General features: G+C 44.3%; 21 protein-coding genes and 2 pseudogenes. 7 read left to right on the top strand and 16 right to left on the bottom strand.

The features are described 5' to 3' along the window. Positions 1–28: 28 nt before the first annotated feature. Positions 29–952, bottom strand: a complete 924-nt coding sequence (locus tag R7H07_RS02660) for an aminoimidazole riboside kinase (protein WP_206958737.1) — start codon at positions 950–952, stop codon at positions 29–31. 165 nt (positions 953–1,117) lie between these two features. Then, positions 1,118–2,557 carry a sucrose-specific PTS transporter subunit IIBC gene (locus tag R7H07_RS02665; RefSeq protein ID WP_206958736.1) on the bottom strand — a complete coding sequence of 480 codons (1,440 nt, stop codon included), beginning with the start codon at positions 2,555–2,557 and terminating at the stop codon, positions 1,118–1,120. 235 nt (positions 2,558–2,792) lie between these two features. Here R7H07_RS02665 and R7H07_RS02670 point away from each other — a divergent pair, with 235 nt between their 5' ends. Next, the gene (locus tag R7H07_RS02670) at positions 2,793–3,779 is read left to right on the top strand and encodes a LacI family DNA-binding transcriptional regulator (protein ID WP_017633789.1); all 987 of its coding nucleotides are present in this window, start codon (positions 2,793–2,795) and stop codon (positions 3,777–3,779) included. Between the two features lie 63 nt (positions 3,780–3,842). Here the strand turns inward: R7H07_RS02670 and R7H07_RS02675 are convergent, their stop codons facing one another. The 5 genes and pseudogenes from R7H07_RS02675 to R7H07_RS02695 all read right to left on the bottom strand — a co-directional run. Further along, a complete protein-coding gene (locus tag R7H07_RS02675; RefSeq protein ID WP_206959054.1) occupies positions 3,843–5,216 on the bottom strand; it encodes a carbohydrate porin in 1,374 nt (457 codons plus the stop codon). A gap of 739 nt (positions 5,217–5,955) precedes the next feature. After that, complete coding sequence (locus R7H07_RS02680) at positions 5,956–6,834, bottom strand: alpha/beta hydrolase (protein ID WP_017819845.1); 879 nt, start codon at positions 6,832–6,834, stop codon at positions 5,956–5,958. 32 nt (positions 6,835–6,866) lie between these two features. Continuing rightward, the gene (locus tag R7H07_RS02685) at positions 6,867–8,810 is read right to left on the bottom strand and encodes a TonB-dependent receptor domain-containing protein (protein ID WP_104980464.1); all 1,944 of its coding nucleotides are present in this window, start codon (positions 8,808–8,810) and stop codon (positions 6,867–6,869) included. A gap of 151 nt (positions 8,811–8,961) precedes the next feature. Next, positions 8,962–9,915 (bottom strand): LysR family transcriptional regulator, encoded by a 954-nt coding sequence (locus R7H07_RS02690; protein ID WP_218955748.1) that lies wholly within the window; start codon positions 9,913–9,915, stop codon positions 8,962–8,964. Positions 9,916–10,111: 196 nt separating this feature from the next. Further along, positions 10,112–10,435 (bottom strand): annotated as a pseudogene (locus R7H07_RS02695) (transposase); the annotation flags it as partial. A gap of 395 nt (positions 10,436–10,830) precedes the next feature. On the opposite strand from R7H07_RS02695, the gene R7H07_RS02700 reads away from it, so the two are divergent. Continuing rightward, positions 10,831–12,435, top strand: coding sequence for a S8 family peptidase (locus tag R7H07_RS02700; protein WP_053307214.1), 1,605 nt, complete (start codon positions 10,831–10,833; stop codon positions 12,433–12,435). Positions 12,436–12,695: 260 nt separating this feature from the next. Here the strand turns inward: R7H07_RS02700 and fabG are convergent, their stop codons facing one another. From fabG to R7H07_RS02720, 4 genes are all read right to left on the bottom strand, one after another. Continuing rightward, positions 12,696–13,415 (bottom strand): 3-oxoacyl-ACP reductase FabG, encoded by a 720-nt coding sequence (fabG, locus tag R7H07_RS02705; protein ID WP_017633598.1) that lies wholly within the window; start codon positions 13,413–13,415, stop codon positions 12,696–12,698. A gap of 299 nt (positions 13,416–13,714) precedes the next feature. Then, positions 13,715–14,509 carry a metal ABC transporter permease gene (locus R7H07_RS02710; protein ID WP_005373725.1) on the bottom strand — a complete coding sequence of 265 codons (795 nt, stop codon included), beginning with the start codon at positions 14,507–14,509 and terminating at the stop codon, positions 13,715–13,717. 2 nt (positions 14,510–14,511) lie between these two features. Next, positions 14,512–15,447, bottom strand: coding sequence for a metal ABC transporter solute-binding protein, Zn/Mn family (locus R7H07_RS02715; protein ID WP_206958735.1), 936 nt, complete (start codon positions 15,445–15,447; stop codon positions 14,512–14,514). Continuing rightward, on the bottom strand, positions 15,437–16,579 hold the full coding sequence (locus R7H07_RS02720) for a hypothetical protein (RefSeq protein ID WP_017633595.1): 1,143 nt from the start codon (positions 16,577–16,579) through the stop codon (positions 15,437–15,439). Before R7H07_RS02720 ends, R7H07_RS02715 begins: the two co-directional genes overlap by 11 nt. 208 nt (positions 16,580–16,787) lie before the next feature. Between R7H07_RS02720 and R7H07_RS02725 the strand changes: the two genes are divergently transcribed. Then, positions 16,788–17,459 (top strand): cupin domain-containing protein, encoded by a 672-nt coding sequence (locus R7H07_RS02725; protein WP_025767962.1) that lies wholly within the window; start codon positions 16,788–16,790, stop codon positions 17,457–17,459. A 73-nt stretch (positions 17,460–17,532) separates the two neighbouring features. Here the strand turns inward: R7H07_RS02725 and R7H07_RS02730 are convergent, their stop codons facing one another. Further along, positions 17,533–17,772 (bottom strand): YdcH family protein, encoded by a 240-nt coding sequence (locus tag R7H07_RS02730; RefSeq protein WP_005373737.1) that lies wholly within the window; start codon positions 17,770–17,772, stop codon positions 17,533–17,535. 228 nt (positions 17,773–18,000) lie between these two features. Between R7H07_RS02730 and R7H07_RS02735 the strand changes: the two genes are divergently transcribed. After that, entirely contained in the window at positions 18,001–18,804 is an 804-nt protein-coding gene (locus R7H07_RS02735) for an SDR family NAD(P)-dependent oxidoreductase (RefSeq protein ID WP_065275164.1), read from the top strand. Positions 18,805–18,881: 77 nt separating this feature from the next. Here the strand turns inward: R7H07_RS02735 and R7H07_RS02740 are convergent, their stop codons facing one another. Further along, complete coding sequence (locus R7H07_RS02740) at positions 18,882–19,784, bottom strand: LysR family transcriptional regulator (protein ID WP_017633593.1); 903 nt, start codon at positions 19,782–19,784, stop codon at positions 18,882–18,884. An 80-nt stretch (positions 19,785–19,864) separates the two neighbouring features. After that, the gene (locus tag R7H07_RS02745; RefSeq protein ID WP_005387011.1) at positions 19,865–20,734 is read right to left on the bottom strand and encodes an AraC family transcriptional regulator; all 870 of its coding nucleotides are present in this window, start codon (positions 20,732–20,734) and stop codon (positions 19,865–19,867) included. A 125-nt stretch (positions 20,735–20,859) separates the two neighbouring features. Between R7H07_RS02745 and R7H07_RS02750 the strand changes: the two genes are divergently transcribed. Both R7H07_RS02750 and R7H07_RS02755 read left to right on the top strand, forming a co-directional pair. Then, on the top strand, positions 20,860–22,008 hold the full coding sequence (locus R7H07_RS02750) for a PLP-dependent aminotransferase family protein (protein ID WP_017819834.1): 1,149 nt from the start codon (positions 20,860–20,862) through the stop codon (positions 22,006–22,008). Between the two features lie 412 nt (positions 22,009–22,420). Next, positions 22,421–23,449 carry a hypothetical protein gene (locus tag R7H07_RS02755; RefSeq protein ID WP_054574562.1) on the top strand — a complete coding sequence of 343 codons (1,029 nt, stop codon included), beginning with the start codon at positions 22,421–22,423 and terminating at the stop codon, positions 23,447–23,449. 79 nt (positions 23,450–23,528) lie between these two features. Here the strand turns inward: R7H07_RS02755 and R7H07_RS02760 are convergent, their stop codons facing one another. Further along, entirely contained in the window at positions 23,529–23,855 is a 327-nt protein-coding gene (locus R7H07_RS02760; protein WP_025767966.1) for a DUF4156 domain-containing protein, read from the bottom strand. 224 nt (positions 23,856–24,079) lie between these two features. Between R7H07_RS02760 and R7H07_RS02765 the strand changes: the two genes are divergently transcribed. Then, on the top strand, positions 24,080–24,790 hold the full coding sequence (locus R7H07_RS02765) for a biotin/lipoate A/B protein ligase family protein (protein ID WP_005373753.1): 711 nt from the start codon (positions 24,080–24,082) through the stop codon (positions 24,788–24,790). A 59-nt stretch (positions 24,791–24,849) separates the two neighbouring features. Here R7H07_RS02765 and R7H07_RS23915 read toward each other — a convergent pair. Next, positions 24,850–24,927: pseudogene (locus R7H07_RS23915) on the bottom strand (VOC family protein); the annotation flags it as partial. Positions 24,928–24,934: the final 7 nt, after the last annotated feature.

Raw genomic sequence — 24,934 nt, forward strand, 5'->3', positions numbered from 1 at the left:
TTTTCTCAACTGAAATTGGATCTGAAGATCATTGCCCAATAAATTGCAGTAATTCTGTCTGGGTCGGAAGCGCGGTCATTGCGCCTTTTTGCGTCGTCGCTAATGCACCACAGCCATTTGCCCATTGAATCGCAGAGCTAACAACAGGATGATTTTTCCAATCGTCATACCTAGACAGGCATGCCAGTAGCCCTCCGACAAACGCATCACCCGCACCTGTGGTATCAATCGGACTAACGACTTGACCTGTGATCAGTTCACTCTGACTTTCAAAGACGCGCCAAACACCTTTCGCACCTTGTGTCACCAAGACCAAAGCAATATTCAAAGAGGCTATTTGTTGTAAACCTTGCGCCATCGATGTTGAGTCAGTTAAGAACAAAAGCTCTTCTTCAGAGAACTTAACCACATCGGCCATCGCTACAGCCTTCATCACGACAGCTTGGATTTCTGATTGATCTTGCCACACTTCCTCACGCAAGTTAGGGTCAAAGCTAATGAAACCACCAGCGGCTTTTGCTCTTTTGATCGCCTCAAATGTGCTGCTTCTACTTGGCTCATTTGCCAGTGAAATTGAGCAAACGTGTAGCCAGTCACCTTGCTTAAAGTTTGGGATGTCTTCAACAGACATAAACTGATCAGCGCTCGGTTTTACCATAAACGTAAAGCTGCGCTCACCTTGCTCGTCTAAATCCACCACCACTGTTGATGTTCTTTGCTCAGGATCTTTAACGAGAAACTCCGTGCTCACGCCCTCTTGATCGAGCGTTGATTGCATGAAGCGACCAAATGGGTCATCACCTACACGTCCAAAAAACGCACTCTTACCAGATAGACGAGCAATTGCTACGGCGACATTCGCTGGTGCACCACCGGGACATTTGAGTAAAGAAGTCTCAGATTCCGGTATTAGATCGACAACTGCATCACCAGTTACCCACACTTGATTCATCTTGCTTACCTTGAAATTAAAGCCCTGATAGTCCAACGTGTTGAACACCTTCACTACCAAGTAAAAATTGAAAAAGGCTAGCCAAGCCATTAGTGCTTGGCTAGCACCCCAAACATTTAGGAAAAGAAGTGGATTTTGGGGGACTCCACCCTTAAGGAGTTCAGATTAAGCCGCTGCTTTTCTACCAACTTTAGCGCGGTCACGCATACCAAGAACAATGGTGAGAACAAATGCGGTCAAGAACGCGATCACCATACCCGCGATGTAGTACCCAATCTTCTCTGGCGTAATGGAAATGATGCCTGGAAGACCAGCTGCCCCCAATGCCTGAGCTTTCACATTAAACATTGTGATGAACGCACTTGATAACGCCGCAGCGCAAACTGCCGCAATAAATGGGTAACGTAGTTTTAAGTTAACACCAAACATAGCCGGTTCTGTAATACCCAGCAAACCCGTAACACCAGATGGAATCGCAATACCTTTCATCTTCTTATCTTTGCTCATCACGCCCACCGCCAACGCTGCCGCTCCTTGAGAAACGTTAGACATCGCCGCAATAGGAAAGATAAAGGTGCCGCCCGTCGTCGCAATATCCGCAAGAAGTTGAGTTTCAATCGCAATGAAGCTGTGATGCATACCAGTAATAACAAACGGAGCATAAATAAGACCAAATACCGCACCACCAACAAAGCCAGCAGTGTTGTATAGCCAGTTCAGACCATCACCCAATAGGAAACCGATATCACGCGTGAACGGACCGACGACAGTAAACGTCAGCAAACCCGCTATGAAAATCGCCAGTAATGGCGTTAAAAGGTTGTCTAAAACAGAAGGTATGACTTTACGTAAGCCTAGCTCAACCTTCGCAAGAATGAATGCCGATACCAAAACCGGTAACACCGAACCTTGGTAACCCACTTTTTGGATTTCAAAGCCAAGAATATTCCAAACCGGAATGTTGCCAGACACAGATGCGCCGCCGAATCCCCAACCATTCAGCAAGTCAGGGTGAACCATCAACATACCTAGCGCCGCCCCTAAATATGGGTTACCGCCAAACTTCTTACTGGCTGAAAATGCCAGCAGAATAGGCAGGTAAACAAACGGCGCGTTCGCAAACGTGTTGATCATGTTCGCCAAGTCTGTCAGTCCTGGGTTGGCATCAATAAAAGATTTGCCATCAATGAACAAGCCTTGAGCAGTCAATAGGTTATAGATACCCATCAACAAACCACCAGCGACGATTGCTGGAATGATTGGAACGAAAATATCAGACAGCCCTTTCACCGCGCGCTGAACAATGTTTTGTTTCTCTGCGCCAGCAGACGCAACGTCGTTGGTGGACATTTCACTCATCCCCGTCAACTTCGCCATTTCTGCATAAACTTGGTTTACGATGCCAGATCCAAAAATGATTTGGTACTGACCCGCAACTTTGAACTGCCCTTTTACTCCTTCAAGGCTATCAATCGCTTGTTCATCTATTTTTTGCTCATCTGCAACGGTAAGGCGTAAGCGTGTCGCACAATGCGCAAGTGCGGTGATGTTGCTTTTACCACCTAATAGAGTTAACAACTCTTTTGCTACTGCCGGATAATTCATTTCATACCCCATTGGATTATTATCTGAGCTTGCGAAATTTTCGGGAACGTTTGCAAGGCAGATTTTTGCTCAATAAAACCAAATGATCAAAGATAAAGCAGAGAGAATGTGAGAATGATCGTCAAATTCTCTCCCTAAGAGCAGTATAGGAGGTTAGAATCGCTACTTATCAAAGAGCTTTTCATCTTCTCTTTGCAAACAATCCCAAAAACGAAAAACAGAATGGATAGGAACAATGGCGAGTCTGCATGATGTCGCCCGTCTGGCTGGCGTATCAAAATCAACAGTGTCACGGGTTATAAACGATGAATATGGCGTAAAAGAAGCGACAAAACTGAAAGTCCGCCAAGCAGTAGCGGAGTGTGGCTATGTGCCAAACCAAGTCGCTAAAGATCTAAAATCTCAAAAGACCAATCTGGTTGGTGTCATTGTTCCTCGGGTTTCCTCTCATGCCACATCCCAAGGTGTCGATGGATTAACCGATGTCCTTGAAAAAGCAGGGAAACATGTCTTACTTGCTAGCACTCACCAAGCCCACGAAAAAGAACTGGAATACATTCAGATCTTTAACCAAAAACGGGTTGAAGGGATCATTCTTTACGCCACCCACCTCGATTCCAAGCTGGTAAAAGCAATTCAAAACTCAGCCGTTCCAGTTGTGCTCGTCGGTCAAGATGGTTCCATGTTTAATATTCCAAGCATCATTCATGATGACGCACGAGTAGGGTTTGAAGCAGGAAATAGACTGGTTGCAAAAGGTTGCCAAACCATGGGTTTTATTGGTGTGCAAGGTGACGATATCGCGGTAGATAAGCAACGCTCTGAAGGATTTGTTCAAGCGCTACAGCATCATGGTTTTGAGCTCGCCTTCCATGCTCGTGGTGACTTTACCATCGATTCTGGCTATTCATTGGCAAAACAACACTTAACAAAGAACCCTAAGCTAGATGGCTTGTTCTGTGCGACAGACCGTATTGCTATCGGTGCGATGAGAGCGATTCAAGAGCTCGGGTTAACACCGGGTAAAGACGTTTTAGTGCTAGGCGTTGGTGATGATGAGCTCGCATCAGTGTGCACCCCAACCTTATCAACATTTAACTATGCATTTGATAAAGCAGGGGAAAATGGTGCGAAACTGTTACTAGATAGAATTGCCAACAGAAGTTTTGAAATGAGTAAGATGGTACTAACCTTCAAAACTATTGAGCGTCAGTCCTGTTAATGAAAAAGCGCCAACTGAAATCAGTTGGCGCTTTTCTTATTACTCTTTGTAGGTTAGGTCCCTTTAGAACCAAGTTTCCATTTGCAGTGCAAACAGAACTTCACCACCATCACCCATCGTTGCAGCACCCGCATCCTGGCTAATCGAGTAGCCATTCAAGTCTTCGCTCCAATCAACGTAGCTAACTGCAAAACGTAGCTCCGGACGGTCAAAGAAACCTGCAGCGGTAGACATCTTAAGCGTTGGTGCAATTGTCGCTTTGTAAAAACTGCCACTTGCGTTATCAATCGCATTGTCTAGGTCCATGTATTGGTATGAGCCTTCATAAACCATCTCAAAGTTCTGCGTAAACTCTTGCGCTAAGCGGATGTTGAACGATGCCCACGTAAATTCATCATTTTCAGCAAAGCGATCTTGGCTGTGTTCTGCTAGCAACGCAGGTGCTACACGCCAGTTGTCGCCGATGCGTGTTACACCATAGCTGAACAAGCGTACGGCTTTTGCGTCTTCTAACAAATCTCCGTTTGAACCGATGCCTTTAAGTTCCGCACCCAATCCATCACCCATCAAAATACCGGTTTTAGAGAAGCCTTCACTCATGCCAAAGAAGTTATCGCCATGGTAAGCAAACATCGCATGTAAACCTTTGTCCGCTGCTCCTTCTACGCGATCATTGTTATCAGCTGACGTCATGCCGCTCAGCATCAATTGCCAATTACCGAAGCGGTTGTTCATTGTCGCGATATAGTTTTCAACATCCGTTGACGAGCTATCAATCTCACCAAAATCACGACCATAGATCGAGAAGTTTGCTTTCCATGATTCGCTCATTTGGACGTCATACACACCAGCACCAGTGCCAGATAAGAAAACAATATCCGAGTCAAAGAAGTGAATGTCAAAGTTATCACGGTCAAATCGTTTACCAGCCCAAAACGTCGCGTCAGCAAACGCACTTGATTCAGAGAACATGCTCAACTTGTTTAGCTCAGCATATACCTGACGAACGTTTAATTGACTCTCGCTCGCCGTCCATTCGTTATTGGTTTCCGTACTATCTGCCAACATGATTCGGAACAATGCGCTGGAACCATCATCTGCAAAACGTTTGTGAATAAGGTTTGCTTCCACATAATGATCATCCTCTACCCCTAATCGCCCAACTGGAGCGCCAATAGCACCAGCTGCCGTCATGTAAGGACCAGTACCCACTGCACCATTCAGATCGTCATTAATCAGTAGCCCGGAACGAGCGTAGCCATGAAACTCAAAGCTTGAGGCTTTCTCATTTGCTTCTGTGGATGCTTTTTCTGTCTGCTCAAGTCTCTGTTCTAATTCATTAATTCGCTTTTCAAGAGCGTCAACATCTGTTGCTGCGAATGCAGGTGCAGTAACCAGTCCAAGCGCTACTGCCATCGTCAAAGTGTGTAGTTTCATTTCCATAGTCTCACGTAAATTTATACTTAGGCATATTGCAAACGTTCCCAAGAAAAATCGCAAACTTATGGTGACTTTAAATGTCCATCTAAAGCCTGAATTTCAGAGCGCTCGTACTCAGAGCGTCTCTACTACTTATATCAATGAGGGCGATAATATATAAACTTTTCGGGAACGTTACCGCAAAGAGGTGATTTTGTTACTTCTATCACGTTCAATTGTGTTACTTACAGAAAAATCATTAACCAGCGCACATTTGAATTAATTGTTAGCGCTAGAGGAAGTAGTTTGAAGGTGACAGGCCACAAAGAAGGGGTTTAGTGTTCATTTGAGAGAATACTCCCTCGCTTCCCTATGCTACTTGATGGTAACTCATCTCTATTTATTGATGAAAAGTAGCAGCTAAGGTTGAACGTAACTAAGAGCGAAGCGGATCTCGATACCTCATTTCAAACAACTTGAAAGGCTGTTAAGACGAGATAAACGACCTTCATTTTCTGTGAAGAGCGCTTTGTTGTTCTAATTCAAGCTAACGAAACACTTTTTTGGACAGAAGTACGTTAGAATACATACCCTAAAGTAGCCATAGATTTATTCAACCACTGCCTGAAAATGAGCCAGCCGCTCCCATTAATCAGAATGATAAAATGCCCAATAGAGATACATGAAAAAGCCAACTGTAATCACAGTTGGCTCAGTATTTCCCCTTGAACTTTTAAGCCTTATATTGACTAGAGCGTTAGTTCGGAAAGTGTTTATTTAAGAAGTCCAAAACATGAGTAACGTACTTCTCGGTATCAAAGACAGGTGCACTGTGTCCTACACCTTCTTCAATGAAAAGTTGGTTGGTAACTCCATGCTCATCAAGCTTAGCCTTAAGTATCTCACTTTGAGATAGAGGCACTCGCTTATCCAAGGTGCCGTGTAACTGTATATATGGTGGAGTATTTTCATTCACATAACTCGTCGTTGATGCTTTCTTGGCAAGCTTTGGAATATTGTTTGGAATATCTCCTAAGAAACGAGATACAGACGATTTTTTGCTGGTTTTCTTGCCACCTTTATTACTTAACTCAAGTAAATCGGTAGGACCAAAAAAGCTTACTACGGCTGAGACCTTGTACTTTGGTGGCTCATAGAAATCTACTTGGTTGTATGCCGAGTTAGTCGCACCAATAAAGCCAGCGAGGTGCCCGCCAGCAGAGCGTCCCATTATCACAACATTGTCCGCTTTAATACCGAGCTTTTCAGCATTGTCGTACAAATAGTTCAGTGCATCATTAATGTCTTGTACTGGTTGAGGAAAGATCGCTTCTCCACTTAAACGATAATCAACTGAAGCTAGCGCATAACCTTCATTCAACACAGACTGAAGTAATAATGGGTTCTTTTCTGGGATGGCGTCTTTGCTCCCACGTTTCCATGCACCACCATGTACCCAGACTAATAACGGGTACTGAGTATTTGATTCAACCGAAGGAGTATAAAGATCGAGTTTAATCTCTCTTTCACCTACAGTTTTGAACAAGATATCCTTCTCTACATTGAACTCCCCAGCCAAACAGACAAAGGGCATAAGTAGCAGAGAGGTCATCGCAGACTTAATTTTCGTATTCATTGTTTTGTTATTCGCTTAAAAAAGTAAGTAGATTAGAAAGTCGCTTCAGCAGCTAACCAGTAGCGTCGGCCATCTTCAATGTAGCCAAACTCTTCCTCTGTGATTTGCTCATCGAACAAGTTATAAACCGCTGCCATTAACTTCACATTCTTAGTTACACGCCAGTTCACACCGAGATCTACGTAAGTAATAGAAGGTGCCAACGTTCTTGTGCTATCACTAGTGATGTTGTTTTTCTCTTTGCCTTGATAGTTCATGCGGGCCCATGAAGCAACATCATCACGCACTGTCCAATCACCATTAAGTGAGAAGATATGTTCAGGTGCTTGTACAAGAGGCAAGCCATCATCATCGTCATTAGTGTTCTTTTCACTACGAGTATACGAGTAGGTTGCACTTAGTGTAATTGACTCTGTAATACCCTTAGATACGGAACTTTCTGCACCATAGCTGTTCGCATCATCAATGTTGACGTAAGTGCGGTCGCAACTTCTGCTATCAGTACACGTCGGATCGACAAACTCACTTTCGATCTTGTCTTTGAAGTCACTGTAAAACAAAGTAATGTTTGCAGAAAGGTCTCGCTCATTAACGTAATACAGTCCCATCTCTGTATTGATGGAGGTTTCTGCTGTTAAGTCTGGATTACCGTAAATAGAACAACGCCCTCTACAGCTCTCTTGAACCCACTCTTCGTCCATTTGTGTCAAACTAGGTGCTCGATAACCCGTAGACACACCACCTTTTAGCGTCCAACTAGGGTCAATAGACCAGACCCCGTAAGCTCTTGGGCTAAATTGCCCGTCAAAGATCTCATTGTCGTCGTAACGTAAACCAAGGGTGAGAGCGAATGTATCCGTGAGATACCACTCGTCCTCAGCAAATACTGCCCATTGCTTGTTTTTAGAGGTCAATGACAGTTTATTATCAGTCAGATCCTTTTGCTCGAAAGATGCGCCCAGTGTTAAGTAGTGAGCATTAAGAGGCAGACCCCATTGCGTATTAATTTGACTATTCTCGACTTCTTTATCTGCACCGATATTTTTTACTGTTTCATTACTGATAAATGAAGAACTTGTACCCCAAGAGTAGTTTCCGTCGTGGCTAAAACCAATAGATTGGCGTTCATATTCTCGTACTGCAACTTGAGACTCTCGCTCCACTGATTTACCTAGAGTGGTCTCTCGCTCTTGGTTATGATTGGTGAACTCCAGAGTAAAAGTGTCATCCGAGGTAGGTGTGAGGTACAAAGAAGCTCGATAGTTGTCGAGTGTCTTACCTGCATAACCACCTTCAATTTCATCTTCTTTTCTTTCCTGATACAGTCCAGTCAAAGAAGTACTCAACAGACCATCAATGACAGGGCCAGCAAGGTAAAGCTGCCCTTGATAGCTATTTCCAGATTTTGAATTTTCTTGAAGCGTCGTTTCTGCACGCAAGCTTCCGTGCCACTCTTGATAATTTTTACGCGTAATAATATTAATCACCCCCCCCAAAGCATCAGACCCATAAAGGGTTGACATAGGGCCACGTACAACTTCAATACGTTCAATTGCACTCAACGGGGGAAGCCAGTCTTGTTCAGTAAACGTACTACCATTAGTTTGAGTTTCTCGACCAGACTGCTTCCTGCCATCAACAAGAATGGCCGTATATTGAGCAGGCATACCTCGAATTGAGATATCTTGGCCATCACCACCTCCTGTAACGGTTACCCCAGGTATATCACTTAAAGCATCAGTCAAATCTTTATATGAGCGATTTTCAAGTTGCTCTCGGGTGAGAACACTTATTGTTGCTGGCGCTTCTGTGACATTCTGTTCGTAACCAGAGGCTGTAACCACTACGGTTTCCATTGCTGTTGTATTGATACCAGTCTCAGGTAACTGGTCATTTGCAACAACGACCATAGGTACAGTAATACAAGCAGAAACAACTGATGTAGAAAATAGAGAGTATGTGAAAAGAGGCTTCATATTGAATAGGCTTAAAATGTAATTGCATTTAATAATTATTATCAATTAAACCTGATTATCATAATCACTGACAAGTTAATCACTATCGAGAAAAGAGAATATCACTATCCAATATACGAATAGTTAAACACGAATTACCCGATATAAGCATTTAAGCTAAAGTATCGGTTCCAACATAGAGCTGTTTAAAGATCTCTCGTACCCATTCACACATAGGATCATCGTTAAAGCGTTTGTGCCAATATAGGAAGACTTCTTGAAAGTCCAACTGTAACTCGGCAGGTACTTCTCGAACGATCAAACGAGGGTCTTGACAAGCTGCTTCTGCAAAAGGTGTTGGTAGATGAAATATAATCTCAGTCTCCGCAGCGATACTTGGAGCAGAACTAAAGTTATTCAGTTGAACTGGTGCTGATAAACGCTTTTTTTTGTTCGCTAGCCCTAGCTCTTGGTATTTATGCTCAAACGACAATCGCTTCTCACCCTGCAAAGAGACTTGTCCAAAGTCAAATTCGGCCAAACGCTCTGGAGTTAGCTCTAAATCGGCCAGTGGATGATAGCGGTTCATAAGCAAACGGAAAGTGCGCTTAGCAACAACCATTCGATAGATATTTTGCTCAGAGCTTGGCGGTTGATGAGAGGAAAGTGCGAAATGAACATCTCCAGCCACCAACGCATCAAAATGACGTTTTGGTGCTGAGTCCAAACTGACCTTAAGGTTTGGAGCCTCTTGCCGAATCTTAGCGATAACCTTAGGCATTAAGGTATTAATCTGAGGAAGAAGGCCGTAAACCTTAACGGTGCTTGATACAGTGCTCGGATCAAACGAGTCTCTATGGGCAAGTTTTTCTAAACTGGTAATCACATTATTGATGTCTTGCCTTACTGACTCTGCTTTTGGAGTCAGTTCATAGCCGTATTTCTTGCGCACCAGTAATTCGTCATTAAAGAAAACTCTCATTTTTTGCAGTGCTCGACTTACCGCAGACTGGCTCATATTTAAAGCCATAGCGGTGTTAGATACATGCTTTTCTTCGAGCAAGTGCTTTAAAACAAAGAGCAAATTCAGATCAATTTGAGATAAGTTCACGTCAATACCACCCATCAAGCTTCCAGTAGGTGGTATAGTACATAAATCTCTAGAGTTTATGGTAAGTGTTTTCGATACTACAAGGCACTATTGAAACACAAGTCTGGTAGCAGGACAGTTTCCGTGCTAACACGAAAAGGGGCAAAAGTGTGTTTCAGTTCTTAAATGGGGAAGTGTTTTCCTCATATTCCTCAACCAATACAGCTAGCCTTTCAAGTTTACAAATTAGTCTTATATTTGCTTTATCGAAAGGCATTGAGGTTACTTACCTTGGCGAGATTTTTTAAAGTACTCAATACTGTGTTGTATGCGACATTCAACACTTGTACTGTTTCCCTAACGCCAGAGCTATTCATTGACATATCAACAGTTTTTTCTTTTACATCTGGCTTGCGGGCTTCGTAAACGTAATCGAGTTAAAGCTCTTTCGACACTCGATACATCTGGAGCGAGGAGAGCCAGAATGCCCTTTTCCATGTTCACGAACGGGCTCTGTTTTATTACAGAAACGACATTGAACTTGGATAGTAACCATGAGTTAAAAAACATCAGAAATCAGGTGGCTATATTAACATCTATCAACCGATTTGAGTTGTGACCAATGAAAGGATAGTTAGGTTTTTATTGCGTAAATTATCGGTAAGATGAGGTCATATAACAGGCAATATGCCAGGTGTGTAGAATTATTCTATTTTAGGGATTTTGCTCTAAGTCTAAATGAATCTTTGCATTTCAATTTCAATAAAGCTTGGTTATTGATCATGTTTCTGAGTATGCGAATTATTATCAGTTATGCATATAATTGCTCATTGTCTAGTTTGACTTGTGTAACGTCACTTCAGCACGTACTACGCTGATTGTCTGTGTTTTCGTGTTGACAGTTTGGTACTAGGTAAAAATCAACAAGACTATGATTTCAAGGAACATTTTATGTTAAAGAAACTACTAAGTTGTTGTATCACCTCCGCGCTCTGTTTTCATTCTTCTCTCGCTTTTTCGCAATCCAATGAGATTGTGGACAGTACAGAGTTACAACAAGCTCCGGACATATTACCAGCCACATTAATGCTCGCACCGGACGAGATCGCCATTGCAGATCGCTACATAGTGGTATTTCAACAACCGCAAATGATGGCGAGCAACTCAACGGAATTCGAGCAATTCACGCAACAATCCGTAGACCGCATGTCTGGTTTGTATTCGGTAAAAGTGGAGTCGGTTTTTGACCACTCGATAAGTGGATTTGTCGCTAACTTGAGTCCTGAGCAACTAAAAGATCTGCGTTCTGATCCTCGTGTGGACTACATTGAGCAAGACAGAATCCTATCGCTTGACCCAATAGTCTCGGCAGACGCAAATCAAACCAATGCCATTTGGGGACTAGACCGAATCGACCAACGAAACTTGCCACTCGATAACAACTACAGTGCCAACTTTGATGGGACTGGGGTAACGGCTTATGTCATCGATACTGGTGTGAATAACGCGCATGTTGAGTTCGGTGGTCGCTCAGTTTCAGGGTATGACTTTGTCGATAACGATGCAGATGCAAGTGACTGTAATGGACACGGCACACACGTAGCTGGCACCATTGGCGGCAGCTTGTATGGTGTTGCGAAAAACGTCAACCTTGTCGGCGTGAGAGTATTGAGCTGTACCGGATCGGGTTCTACTTCTGGTGTTATTGCCGGTGTGGACTGGGTGGCTGCGAACGCTTCCGGACCTTCAGTCGCCAACATGAGTTTAGGCGGCGGTCAATCCGTCGCTCTGGATAGTGCGGTGCAAAGTGCGGTTCAGTCAGGTGTCAGCTTTATGCTAGCAGCAGGTAACTCCAACGCCGATGCGTGTAACTATTCTCCAGCACGCGTTGCTTCCGGAGTAACTGTCGGCTCGACCACCAGCACGGACGCACGTTCGAGTTTTTCAAACTGGGGCAGTTGTGTGGATGTATTTGCGCCAGGTTCACAAATCAAATCTGCATGGTATGACGGTGGCTACAAAACCATTAGTGGCACTTCGATGGCGACGCCACATGTGGCGGGTGTAGCAGCATTGTATCTTCAAGAAAACCGTTCACTGTCTCCAAGCCAAGTAGAGGCCTTGATCGTTAGCCGCGCAACTAGCGGAAAAGTGACGGACACAAGAGGCAGCGTGAACAAGCTACTTTATAGCTTAACGGATGCAGATTGTGGCCAAGACTGCGGTGGCCCAGACCCAACACCGGACCCAGAAGGCAAATTAACCTCGGGCGTGCCAGTAAGTGGTTTAAGTGGTTCAACTGGTCAAGTAGCGTATTACTATGTTGATGTAGAAGCTGGGCAGCGTTTAACCGTACAAATGTATGGTGGAAGTGGTGATGCGGATTTGTATCTCCGTTTTGGAGCAAAACCAGCACTGAATGCATGGGACTGCCGACCTTTCAAATACGGTAACAATGAAACATGTACGGTCAGTGCGACACAAAGTGGACGTTATCACGTCATGATTCAAGGTTACTCAAACTATAGCGGTGTCAGCATTCAAGCGAGCTACTAGTTATTCTTCTCGTTACTAAAAGAGAGCAAAGCCCGCTTTTCGGTGGGCTTTTCTTTTGGGAATACTGTGCTTTAGGGAATGCAGTGTTTAAGAGGAGACGCCCGACGCTATTCAAACGTATTGGCCTTTTGCTTCAAAAAATCAACTCGAAGCGAAATCGAAGCTTTCTATTAGTAGTACTCACATAAGTCGGGTTCCTCAAACAAAAACGCCCTTCATATAAGTAAAAGGCGTTTTTATTTTGGGTTTTGATTAACGAGCTATAATACCAACCCACCGTCAATCTTGAGCACTTGGCCTGTGATGTAGGCGCTCTTGTCTGAGGTTAGGAAAGAGACGCCATTGGCAATATCTTGAACTGAGCCCATGCGCCCTAATGGGGTTTTGCCTTCCATCATTTGAATGACTTTCTCTGGCAGGTTCTTGGTCATGTCGGTGGCGATAAAGCCTGGCGCGACACAGTTGACGCGTATCTGTGCACCCTTTCTTGAAAGTTCTTTCGCCCAGCCTTTGCTCATTGAGATGACGCCGCCTTTACTTGCGCCGTAGTTGCTCTGGCCGATATTACCATCCGTTCCCACTATAGAAGAAATGCTAACAATACTGCCTGTGCCCTGCTCTAGCATGACAGGAGCAACACGTTGGGTGAGTAAGAACACCGCTTTTAGGTTCACGTCGATCACGCTGTCCCAGTCTTGCTCTAACATATCTGGCAACAATGCATCTCGAGTGATGCCCGCGTTGTTAACCAGAGCATCGATTCTTCCGTGCTGCTCTACAACACTTTCTACTACTTCACTTACGGCTTCGGCATCACACAAGTTGACTTGATAACTGCTTAGCTGCGCCGACTGACTCCATTCCACGGGCGATATGTCTAGCCCGATTACGTGGAATCCATCCTCCAGTAATTGTTCACAAATCGCTTGGCCAATACCACGAGCCGCACCAGTGACTACTGCTACTTTTTCCGGTTTCATCTTGGTCTTCCTTAAATGTTGAGATTACAAATTCGCTTGTATCCCTAGCGTTTTTGTTTTTATGCCTAGTCGCGTTACAGCTGCGCTTCTCATACGCAGGGTCTTTTATATCTTATAAAAACTATAGAAACAGTCTGGGAGTCGGATGTGAACTAATCAAGGCAACTTGATGACTATGGCAAGATCAACGTAAGAAAGTGTGTTGGAAGGCGCAAAGTTACACGATTGGAGGGCTTGGATAGAAAAGTATTGGTCTGATTACTCAAATACTACTTCATCAGACCAATATTACTTGTCTCTTAATCTCTTACAAAAGCTGGTTTTGTTATTTTCACCAGAAAAGGCTGAAGCAAGAGATTAAACAACATGCCAGCAATAAACAGGGTGATCACAATACTCGCACCACTCGGTAAGTCATAGCGAGCCGATGCGGCAATACCCGATAAGATCCCAACAATACCAATGCTGATACTGGCGACAAAGAATCGAGTTCCCTTCAATGCTGCCGCACATAAAGCTGGAATCACCAACAAAGCAAATTCTAAATAAATGCCGGTTAACTTGACCGTAATGGGCATCAGAATAGCAAAGATCAGATAAAAACCACTACCGCGCATAAACGCAGGTTTTAACCAAACTAATAGCAACATCGCAGCGGTAATAAGTGCCAAAGGCCAAACGTCTGCCCAAGTCGCCCATAACAGTTGCCCATTAAGAATGCCCTGAATAAAGTCTCCGCCATGTGGGTCTTTGCTCACCAGCAGGATCGCCAGCGATGCAGACACGACAAACAAGCTGCCAATCATGGGCTCTAAATGTTGCTGGTATCGTTTCTCCATTAAGGCAATCAAACCGCAAAGCATCAAAGACATCACCCAAGGGCCAATCATTTCGCCAAAGAATGAGCCTGAGAACAGCGCGTATTGGCTCAACCAGTAGTGGCTTAGTGCTGCCCCCAATGCCGCAACTTGCGCCACCGCCAAATCTATAAAGATGATCTGACGATTAAGAACTTGTTGCCCCAGAACGATGTTGCCAACCAACGCAATTAAACCACACAAAACCGCAGGTAAAAGCCATGCATAATCCGCCATACTTAGATCCTCACAGTAACGGGCGGCACTAACACATCCAGTAAATCATCAATGACCTGATCGTACATCTCATCCAAGCTTTCACCCTCAGAAACGGTCAATGGCAGTTGAATCACAGGTTTGTCAGTATGATCTTGCAACCAGTTCGCTGGACGCTGATCCTGATGAGAGGAGTAAACAATCGCATCAAAACTGTCGGCATTTAACTTGGTGAGTGATTGCAGGTGAGATGTGGTCGGTGAAATGCCCGGTTTAGGTTCGAGATCGGCAATCTGCTTCATTCCGAGCCAATCGTACAAATAACGATACGTCGCGTGATAACCGACAACTTGCTTACCCTTTAAAGCAGCCCCTTTCTCATTCCATTCTTTAAGCTTTTTACGCCAATGAGCACGAAACTTCATACCATTCACTTGGTAACTTTGTGCGTTGTCGGGATCAATCGCTCTTAGGCGCTCCGTGACTTTACGAGATAATGGAATCATGTCATTTGCCGCAAATTGAACATGTGGGTTACCGTGAGCGTGTATATCTCCCATGCTACGGTCAACGTGAGCATGAGTATCTAACATGCGCACGAAGTCCGTCGCGTAGATCATGCTCGGCGCACCATTTTGCACCGCCGCATTGCTGCTACGAACTTGCAGCATAGGTAACCACCCCACCTCTAGCTCTGCGCCCGAACACATTGCCATGTCCGCTTGGCGCATCTTCGCAATCAAAGAAGGACGAGCTTGTACGTAATGTGGGTCTTGCTTAGCCGTTGTCGCTGAATAAATACTGGCATCTGGCGCGTGGCTTTCAAGAAAGGCTTTCCATTCTGGCTCACAAACGAAAATGTTTAGAGCCGAAGCAGGCGAAGCAGGCGAAGCAATGATGGCAGCTCCTGCCGCCATCATCACCAAACTGCATTTATTTAATGTCAGCTTAGAACGCATGAGCACCGTGCGCTCCAAATGTCATCACGTATTGCAGAGTGAACACGTTGTCTGTCTCACTGTCTTGGTTATCAATGCGAGTGTATTGCGCACGGATAGTACCGAAGTGAGAAGAATCCCATGCGATCATCGCATCCATTTCTTTATCATTCAGCTCAGTAAAATGCATGTGGTCGCCATGTGCATGACCATCGTAGCTTTCTGCTTCGCCGTAACGTAGACCTGCTGACCAGCTTGGGTTGAAGCGATAAACACCCGAAACATAGTAAGCGCTTAAGTTGTCTGGTGACTCTGCATCGTTTTTATATTTGCTATCTACCACACCGTCTAACAGCATGTATTCAGCCGATAGCGTGAAGTTGCTGTATTTGTAATTACCGTCTGGTGCCCATTTCCAAACAAAATCAGCACCGTAAAGGTTCGCACCTGTCACTGCTGCGCCATGATGGTGATCGTGCTCATGCTCTTCTTCATGACCGTGGTCGTGATCTTCGAATTCTTTAACCTTGCCGTTTTCGTTACGCAGGTAACTTAAACCAAACTGCCAACTTGAAGATTCGGAGAAGTCACTACCAAGCTTCAGCGTCGTGGTGTACACGCCAACTTCAGAACCATCTTCGACAGAAGACATTTTGCTACCACTGAGCGCTTCTACACCAAGTTTTACATAAAGGTCGGTTGGCAACACGATGTTTGCACGTACACCATCATCGTAGTAGTGCGAGCCAAGGAAAGTACGATAAGCAATTGGACGCTCAACAAAGCTATCGGTGTGCATGTGTTGGTTGTTCAGGTAACCAAAGTCAGATAGGAATCGGCCAGCGCGCACGTTTACACCATATGGCAATGCCAAAGTTTCGATGAATGCCTCTTCAAGCTCTAATTCTGTCTCATCACCATGACTTTCAAGAACCGCGGTCAATGCGCCGTAAAACTTGTCGTCGATATTTGATGAGAAGTTTAATTCCGTATGGCCTAGACCAAAGCCTTCTTCGCGCTCAGAATTATGACGTTGGCCATCTTGGTAGTAGCCATCAACAACAACACCAATCTGTGGGTTCGATAGTGTGTCGGCAAAAACAGGGGATGCAAAAATGCTACCGATCACGAGAGACACCAATTTCTTATTCACTACTATTTCCTTTTTGTTATGTTATAACATTTAATTTTGCGATGTTATAATATAACAATTCTCATTACACAAGCAGAAATTTAAATTAGGCTCCGATTTCATGTTCGTACTCAATCCATGAATTGGGCTATCAACAAATGAATCAATTGATGTTTTTTATACGTATACTAATGAGAATTAGTAATTAAATAAGTAACGGAATTTCAATATGTTGAATATGGATTTTTCAAAAAGAATCGTGATAGATACTGCTCAACAGGAGTGGATCGCCAGCCCTTCCAAAGGTGTGTGGCGCAAACCTTTGGAACGAGAAGCCAAAGAATCAGGGCATACCACCAGCGTCGTTAAGTACGAGCCAAATTCGCAGTTTTCGACTCATCCTCACCCTCAAGGAGAAGAAATATTGGTGCTCGAGGGGGTATTCTCTGACGAATACGGTGACTATCCTGCCGGCACTTACCTTCGTAACCCTCCAGGAAGTCAACACGCACCATTTAGCAAAGAAGGCTGTGTGATTTTAGTTAAACTAAATCAGTTCGAATCTGAGGATCTTGAAACAGTTCGCATTAATACAAACCAAGCGAGCTGGCAGAGTGGTGTCGGTGGGTTGCAAGTCATGCCGCTGCATAATTTTGAGCACGAACATGTCGCATTGGTTAAATGGCCAAAAGGTAAGAAGTTTCAACCACACCGTCACTTTGGTGGTGAAGAAATTTTCGTATTGTCAGGAGAGTTTAGAGACGAGCTAGGTACCTATCCCGCTCTCTCTTGGATTCGAAGCCCACATATGAGTGAGCATTTTCCTTTTGTAGAGCAAGAAACGATCATTTGGGTAAAAACTGGTCACCTGCCGCTCCAAGCTCCTGCTCAGCACTCCTAGTGTTTGCACACTTGGCATCGTCCATTGGAACTAAAATCGGCCCGCAATTTACGAGCCGATGATCATTTCGTCACTAAGAACCCATTATTCGCGAGTGGAGCCAGTCTTTGAGCTCAGCCCGGTTATGTTTTAACACGTTCATTTCGTGATCATCAATCGGGCTTCCTTGAAGTTCTAGTACGCGGATTTCCTTATCTAAAGCATTGTAGTTTTTAACGGTTTCAGCAAATGATGCATCGTTTTCGGTAAGCTGAGTAATGGTATCCAAATGTTCTGGGAATTCATGAGTTAATGAGTGATTTTCACCTAACATAGAGACCTCTTGGCTATTATTTGAGTACAAAATAGTGCCTAATTTTTGAGCACCACATGTATAACCGTAGCATCTAATGAGACGTTAATTCGTCGCACCGTCCACAAAAAGAACAACAAAGTTATTTTCAATTTTTCCTAGAAAGTGTTTTCTTTTTAGTCTCAATAGTCGAATGCAAAAGATGCCACTATGATCGTTCTATATTAACCTTCAACAATGAGAGCGATCATGCGAAAGACAATTCTAGTTACTGGATCTACTGACGGTATTGGTTTAGAAACCGCGAAAATGTTAATTAACCGTGAACAACACGTAATAATCCATGGCCGGAATATAGAGAAAGTTCAACAAGTTGAGCAAAGTTTGAGGGAGATGAAAAGTGGTAAAGTTGAAAGCCTTGTTGCTGATTTATCCTCTCCCAATGCGGTAAAACAGATAGTGATGGAGATAACAGAACGGTTCAATCATTTAGACGTCATCATTAACAATGCTGGTGTGTACGCAACACCAAATCCAAGAACTAAAGAGGGTCTTGATGTACGCTTCGCAGTCAACACCATTGCTCCCTACTTACTCACTAGAGAGCTATTGCCGTTGCTCGGAGATACGGGTCGTGTGGTTAATTTGTCTTCAGCTGCACAAACAACAGTAAACACTAGCGCTTTACTCGGTAACAAACCATTGTCAGATGGCGAAGCATATGCCCAAAGCAAATTGGCATTAACGATGTGGTCACGAGCAATCGGACTAAAGCTTAAGAACACTGGCCCTATGTTGGTATCAGTAAACCCAAAATCATTCCTAGGTAGTAAGATGGTTAAAGATGCTTATGGGGTTGCTGGTGGTGATATCCGCTTAGGAGCAGATATTCTAACTCGCGCTGCGCTATCAGAAGAGTTTGCTCAAGCGCATGGTATGTACTTCGATAATGACATTAAAGCATTCGCGCCCCCACACCCTGATGCATTAGATCAAAGCAAAACACAGCAGATAATTGATACTATTGAATTAATCTTAAGCAAACTCTATTAATAACAATTAAGAATTATCTTGAGGTTCGTTTTTATTCGGACCTTAAAAACAATGTATTCGATAAGTGAAACTTGTTATCACTTTTCCGCAAACTCCCAATAAGGTGGCGTGCCATAGTATTCAGCAAAGTAATCAATAAAGGCACGCACCTTAGGCGCAATTAAACGAGAGCTTGGGTACACAGCCCAAATCCCAGCATCCATCGCTAAAGGGTGATCTTCGAGTACTTCCACTAGCTGACCACTTTGTAATTCTTGATAAACACTCCAAACCGAGTTGATAGAAATACCTAACCCGTTTACCGTCGCGTCTCTCATCGCATCACCATTATCAGTTTTAAAACGACCAGAAGTTCTTACATTGACCATTCCATCTTTTGTATTGAATGACCAATTATTCATTCCAACTAAGTTAATACATTGATGATTCGTCAAGTCTTGGGGCTTGTTAGGTCTCCCAAATTGTTCAATATAATCTGGTGATGCAACGATAATACGACGATCTGGCGCAAGCTTTCTTGCGACCAATGAAGAATCTTTCAACTCAGCGACACGAATGGCGACATCGAAACCTCCCTCAACCAGATCAATAATGGAATCAGAAAATCGGCAGTCCACGGTTAACCCTGGGTAACGCGCCATAAAACCTTTTAATGCGGGCACAATATGCAAGCGACCAAAAGTTGCAGAGGCGGTTATACGTAATACTCCCGTTGGCGCACTCTGCCCTGAGCCAACAGCTCCCCTTGCTGCCTCCACTGTTGCAAGGACCTCCTCCGCGTGAGGTAAAAAAGCCTGCCCTTCTTCAGTTAAGGAAACTTTGCGTGTGGTGCGATGAACTAAACGAACTCCTAAGCTGTCCTCAAGTTTGTTGATGTGCGCACTAGCGACAGCAGGAGAAAGTCCAAGCTCCTGACCAGCCATGCTGATGTTGTGTGTCGAAGCCAAACGGACAAATAGCTTTACATGATCGATGTTCATTTAATTTTCAATTATTTGTAAAAAATCACCATATAGAGCTTAGCATTTTCTTCCTTACGGATAGTAAATAAATACTCCAGTTAGAAAAAGCTGATGGGCAGATAGAAGTCCAGCTCAAACGCCTCATCATGGCTAAGGAAATGGTTTTTATGATAGTGAACATAAGCGGGAGTAGAACGCTGCTTAAAGCCTGAATTCGGCAACCACTTCTCTAACACCATACTCAATTGAGGAAGAAGCTCTCCATATACCCCTGTTAAGCGAAAAACAGCATGCAAACCACCCGGAATCGTCATTTGATTCACGACACCACGTACTTTAAGCGGCTTATCAATCGCCATACAAGCCACATAGCGACACTTATCTAGCTCGACCCAAGCGGGGTTGGAGTGATGCAAACCGTATTGAACCGAAAAGTCCCGATTCTCAGAGCTTGCCCACGCCTTCAAAATCAGCCACGCATTGCGAATGGAACGGCTATAACCCTCATGCCGCACATAAGCCGCAAAGCGTTGTGGGACCTCCATAATTTTAGGTTCTGGCAACTCGCGTTTAGCAACCCGATGATAACCCGCAGCCACTTCCGGATCTTTTAGATACGGCTTTTCTGCGACTTGTAAATCATGCTTTCGCCACGCGCCAGGAGACATAGCGAACGTTGCTTTAAATGCTCGGCTAAAAGAAGATACCGAGCTAAAGCCGCACTTGTTAGCAATGTCTAACACCGACGAGCTGGTATCAAACATCAGTTGATTGGCGGCGTATTCCATTCTTGTGCGACGGATATATTGATGGACAGACTCCCCTACCACATCTTTAAAAATACGATGGAAGTGCTGTTCAGAATAGGCTGCTACATCTGCTAGCTCTTTAGCCGATAAATCTCTGCTAATGTCCTGGTGAATGTAAAACAGCACGTCATTGATTCTGGAAACTTGTTGATGGCTCACGGAGTAAACTTTCGCTTAAATAGCATAAACAGACATGTTTAACAGCATAAACGGACACACCAAGCTTGGCAATTTACCTATACTATTTCTGACATAAAAAAAGACAATTACGAGAAGCACAGCACATGGAAATCGCACAGTCATTACAACAAACTAAGTCATCCTACATCCGAGAGATCCTCGCAGCAGCGAGCGATAAGAACGTTATTTCTCTTGCAGGTGGCTTGCCGGACGAAAAAACCTTCCCGATCGACTTAATGAAACCGACTCTCGAAAACCTCGCTAATATGCCAGAGGTGTTTCAATATGGCGCAACAGCAGGCTACGCCCCGCTACTTAACTTTTTGACCGATTATTACCAGCTGCCAGAATCTCATTTGGCGATGATCACAACGGGCTCTCAGCAAGGGCTAGATTTGATTGCGCGTGCGTACGTGAACCCGGGCGATAAAGTGGTGATGGAAGCACCGAGCTACCTTGGTGCTATGCAAGTATTCGGTCTAGTGCAAGCCAACATCGTGACCGTTTCACAAACCGAGTGTGGCCCAAACCTTGAAGAACTCGAACAATGCTTTGCCACGCAGCAACCAAAAATGTTCTACGCCGTACCCGATTTTCACAACCCAACGGGCGTATGCTGGGCGCTAGAGACTCGCCAAAAAGTTGCCGAGCTTTGTATACAATACGACGTGGCGTTCATTGAAGACGCACCATACCGCGAGCTACGTTTTTCTGGTGAAGCGCTTCCACTGGTTTCGGACTTCTGCCCACAGCACTCCATCGTATTGCGCTCTTTCTCCAAAATAGCTTCACCAGGCTTGCGTATTGGTGTAGTTACGGGCAAAAGCAGCTACCTTGAGCCACTCATCAAAATTAAACAAGGTGCCGATCTGCACTCTAGTATTCCTATGCAAGCTTTGCTGCATGGTCTGCTGCAACATGACAACTTCGAAACGCACATTTCAACCATCTGTGCGCTTTACAAATCACGTTACGATGTCATGTTTGCTGAGCTGCAAAAACAGCTGCCAGAAAGTTGCGTACTCAAACCCGTCGATGGTGGCATGTTCGTTTGGGTCGAGATTCCAGAATGCGACACCTTCGAACTGGCGAAAAACCTTCTCGCAAACTGGGTTGCCGTAGTGCCGAGCCCGGTCTTTTATCCAGAAGGTTCAAAGGTAAAAGCCGCTCTGCGTCTTAACTTTACCAATGCTACACCAGAAGAACTGACGACAGCTGTCTCTCGACTCGCGGATGTCCTCAACACGTTGTAATTGAACGCGAGTGTAAGAACCTGCCTTTGAGATTCAAAAAAAGTCTCAAAGGCAGCATCAAAAAAGTTCCCCAAAAAAATTTATATTTTTCCTTCAAATCAACTCTCTACAGTAAGTGCCTGTTTTCTCTTGAACCTCTCACTCATATAAAAATGAGAACTCAATCACGTATTTGATGGTTAGAAAAGTTACGTCTATCTTTCAGTCAAAGACATCAACTTCGCAGCGTTAATGCTCTCAATTTCAGACACTTTATCAATCGTGGCTTAGCGGTTGATAAACGACTAAAAAAAGCATCTGTGGGCAGACCCACTACGAAGGGTTGACCAGAACCATTCTGAATGTCGCGAGCCAATCTTTTGATTGGCAATTACGTCAGTGAATCGCACCAAATGACAGAGGGGTTATCAGGATGAATACTCGAACCACGACAGGACTCGTCACCATCGGCTGGTCCGTTACACTTTCACTTTTTACCGCATTCGCCGTGTATGCCAATACGTCGCCAAACTGTAGTGACGTATTAGCGGGCAACACAACCGCCGCATCGCAAAAAATGATGGTTTTATTGGGCGAAGACATCACCAAATCCAACCGTATAACTACGGTGATTCCAGCCGAAAACAATCCATTTGTGACCGAAGAACTGGTTTCGGTTTCTAACGACGTATCGCCAAACGGTCGTCTTTCACAAAAGAGTTTGGAAGAGATTCGGAAAGTCCGCTCAAATCTAGAGAAAGCAGCACAGGAAGTAAGCCGATTACAGGGCACTTTTGAAGTGGCTTTCATCAGTTTGATTGATGGTTACTGCCAATTTTCTAATCATAAACGTACTCAACATGCCAAAATCGACTTTGACCATTTGGAAGGCCTCACTTTGTATTCAATCCCCGCTTTAATAGCAATGGTCGATCAGTCGTACTACATGGCAAAGAATCGAATCGCTAATGAGCAGAAACAGTTAAGCGACATTGAAAAAGAGAAACAGAGGCAGAAACAGCAAGCAACTGCGGCAGCAGCCGCTCGTTACCAAGACAGTAACGTACTTGTAAGAGTCGAGAACTTTGATGGCGCTAATGTGACATTTTCCGTTACTAACATTGGTTCACAAGGATCATTGCAACCAAATTTCAACTCGTTTAATGCATATCGCACAGAAAGTGGAGAATTAATCTACAAGTCAGAATCTTTACTACACCTGGCGGATACTGCCGGTAACACACTTGAAACAATGGGTATCGCTGAGCTCTCATCACAAGGTGGAAGTGACATATCGATCTCTCCTGGAGAAACCCGAAAATTCGTTACTAGCATTGCTTCAGAAGTCGCGCCACATACGCAGTTGAGCTTAGAGTTTCCAGCCAAAGTGCTTAATACCGAGCGAGACTTTACATTGTCGTTTTCTGATACATCAGCGGTGGCGACAGCAAACGTTAATTAACGTGAAGTAGCCAGTATTTGTAGAACGCATCAAAGACAGGCGAGCAGCGCCTGTCTTTCAATTATGATCAAGCCAATAGCTACTGTTTGCACTTGTAAGCATTTGCAAACATCGTCACTGACGTAGAAAAGCTCAACGGTTGATATAAGTACAAGGTATCTGCGCCTAAATCTGCCGCCTTGATGCGCATTTGGTTTAACGTACCCCAAACCATGTCTTTATCTGCGTGAAGCCAATAGTCGTAAAAGTGTCCTTCTGAACCGATCACGGTACCCATTAGTTCACAGTTTTCAATCGCATTCACATTGTCCCAAAGCACCTGTACTTGCTCAGATTCTTGAGTTGGGAACGTCACACATCCCGTTAATGATGCCGCTAACGCGAGAGTCATCACTCGCTTTTTCATACTTATATCGCCAAAATTTTTCATAGATGGCAGATTTTATGAATGGCTGATGTGATGACTAGCAAAAACTTTTTATCGCGTGTTCAAGCAGAATTAATGGACAACGGAAAAGATCCAAAAGATGATCATGCAGCTAGCGAGCAAAAGCCTAATCACTCAGACCTAGCAATAAAGCTGTATCTGAGATACAACAGTAACGATTAAATAGCCGCGAGGGATAGAGTTTGGTTGCTAAAAATAAGCTAATTCGCTACACAGCTACGGAAGTCGCTGATGCATTTGACAAAGAAGATGAGCTCATTAAACAAGTTCAGTCCAACCAACTCTCGCAAGTGCTATTGCTTTGGCAAGTAAAAAGTCCAACGCTCGTGCTTCCCGCGGGTAAGAAATGGCCAGTGTCTAATGAGTTAGAACATGCGTTAAATACGTCTGGCTGGAAGCTCTTTTCTCGTAAAACCGGTGGTGCCCCAGTCCCTCAGGTGCCAGGTATTATCAATCTATCCCACATTTACCACTGGCCAGAAGGCGAGCCTTACAACATCAAAAAAGCGTATCTCGATTTATGTGCAATATTAACGGTTTTCTTTAAACAGCTCGGCGTGAAAGTGGATGTTCATGCTACGCCTTATTCCTACTGCGATGGCGAGTACAACCTCAACATTGGCGGGCAAAAAGTCGTGGGAACCGCGCAGCGTGTTTTACTTAAAAAAGGCGGCGGACAAGTGGTATTGTCACAAGCATGCATTCTGATTGATGCCGACGTCGAGAAGATTGTCGAACCAGTACGAATGTGTAATCAGCTTTGCGGTCACAGCGATGATATTCGTGGTGATGTCCACACACCGCTCTTCCATCATGTATCCGACCGCCCATCGGTAGATTCGCTCTTTCAGCAATTGACGAGTGCGTTTTTAACGCATGCAAAAGCGGAGTAATGAAAGGAGCAAGCCTCCCCCACACTCCGAACAGCATTTGATAAACTAAAACTGCATACCGTGATAGCGATGTAAGAATGGGCATCGCCAACGTAAAACCATTCAATCGATCGACCAAACCAGTTATCAGTTTTGCCTGCCAAA

It is taken from the genome of Vibrio sp. Vb1127 (genome assembly GCF_033338735.1).
GTDB lineage: Bacteria > Pseudomonadota > Gammaproteobacteria > Enterobacterales > Vibrionaceae > Vibrio > Vibrio alginolyticus.

Bases quoted from the DNA above. Each gene is read 5' to 3' on its own strand.
- R7H07_RS02660 (WP_206958737.1), bottom strand. From the start codon at position 952: ATGAATCAAGTGTGGGTAACTGGTGATGCAGTTGTCGATCTAATACCG.
- R7H07_RS02665 (WP_206958736.1), bottom strand. From the start codon at position 2,557: ATGAATTATCCGGCAGTAGCAAAAGAGTTGTTAACTCTATTAGGTGGT.
- R7H07_RS02670 (WP_017633789.1), top strand. From the start codon at position 2,793: ATGGCGAGTCTGCATGATGTCGCCCGTCTGGCTGGCGTATCAAAATCA.
- R7H07_RS02675 (WP_206959054.1), bottom strand. From the start codon at position 5,216: ATGAAACTACACACTTTGACGATGGCAGTAGCGCTTGGACTGGTTACT.
- R7H07_RS02680 (WP_017819845.1), bottom strand. From the start codon at position 6,834: ATGAATACGAAAATTAAGTCTGCGATGACCTCTCTGCTACTTATGCCC.
- R7H07_RS02685 (WP_104980464.1), bottom strand. From the start codon at position 8,810: ATGAAGCCTCTTTTCACATACTCTCTATTTTCTACATCAGTTGTTTCT.
- R7H07_RS02690 (WP_218955748.1), bottom strand. From the start codon at position 9,915: ATGGGTGGTATTGACGTGAACTTATCTCAAATTGATCTGAATTTGCTC.
- R7H07_RS02700 (WP_053307214.1), top strand. From the start codon at position 10,831: ATGTTAAAGAAACTACTAAGTTGTTGTATCACCTCCGCGCTCTGTTTT.
- fabG (WP_017633598.1), bottom strand. From the start codon at position 13,415: ATGAAACCGGAAAAAGTAGCAGTAGTCACTGGTGCGGCTCGTGGTATT.
- R7H07_RS02710 (WP_005373725.1), bottom strand. From the start codon at position 14,509: ATGGCGGATTATGCATGGCTTTTACCTGCGGTTTTGTGTGGTTTAATT.
- R7H07_RS02715 (WP_206958735.1), bottom strand. From the start codon at position 15,447: ATGCGTTCTAAGCTGACATTAAATAAATGCAGTTTGGTGATGATGGCG.
- R7H07_RS02725 (WP_025767962.1), top strand. From the start codon at position 16,788: ATGTTGAATATGGATTTTTCAAAAAGAATCGTGATAGATACTGCTCAA.
- R7H07_RS02730 (WP_005373737.1), bottom strand. From the start codon at position 17,772: ATGTTAGGTGAAAATCACTCATTAACTCATGAATTCCCAGAACATTTG.
- R7H07_RS02735 (WP_065275164.1), top strand. From the start codon at position 18,001: ATGCGAAAGACAATTCTAGTTACTGGATCTACTGACGGTATTGGTTTA.
- R7H07_RS02740 (WP_017633593.1), bottom strand. From the start codon at position 19,784: ATGAACATCGATCATGTAAAGCTATTTGTCCGTTTGGCTTCGACACAC.
- R7H07_RS02750 (WP_017819834.1), top strand. From the start codon at position 20,860: ATGGAAATCGCACAGTCATTACAACAAACTAAGTCATCCTACATCCGA.
- R7H07_RS02755 (WP_054574562.1), top strand. From the start codon at position 22,421: ATGAATACTCGAACCACGACAGGACTCGTCACCATCGGCTGGTCCGTT.
- R7H07_RS02760 (WP_025767966.1), bottom strand. From the start codon at position 23,855: ATGAAAAAGCGAGTGATGACTCTCGCGTTAGCGGCATCATTAACGGGA.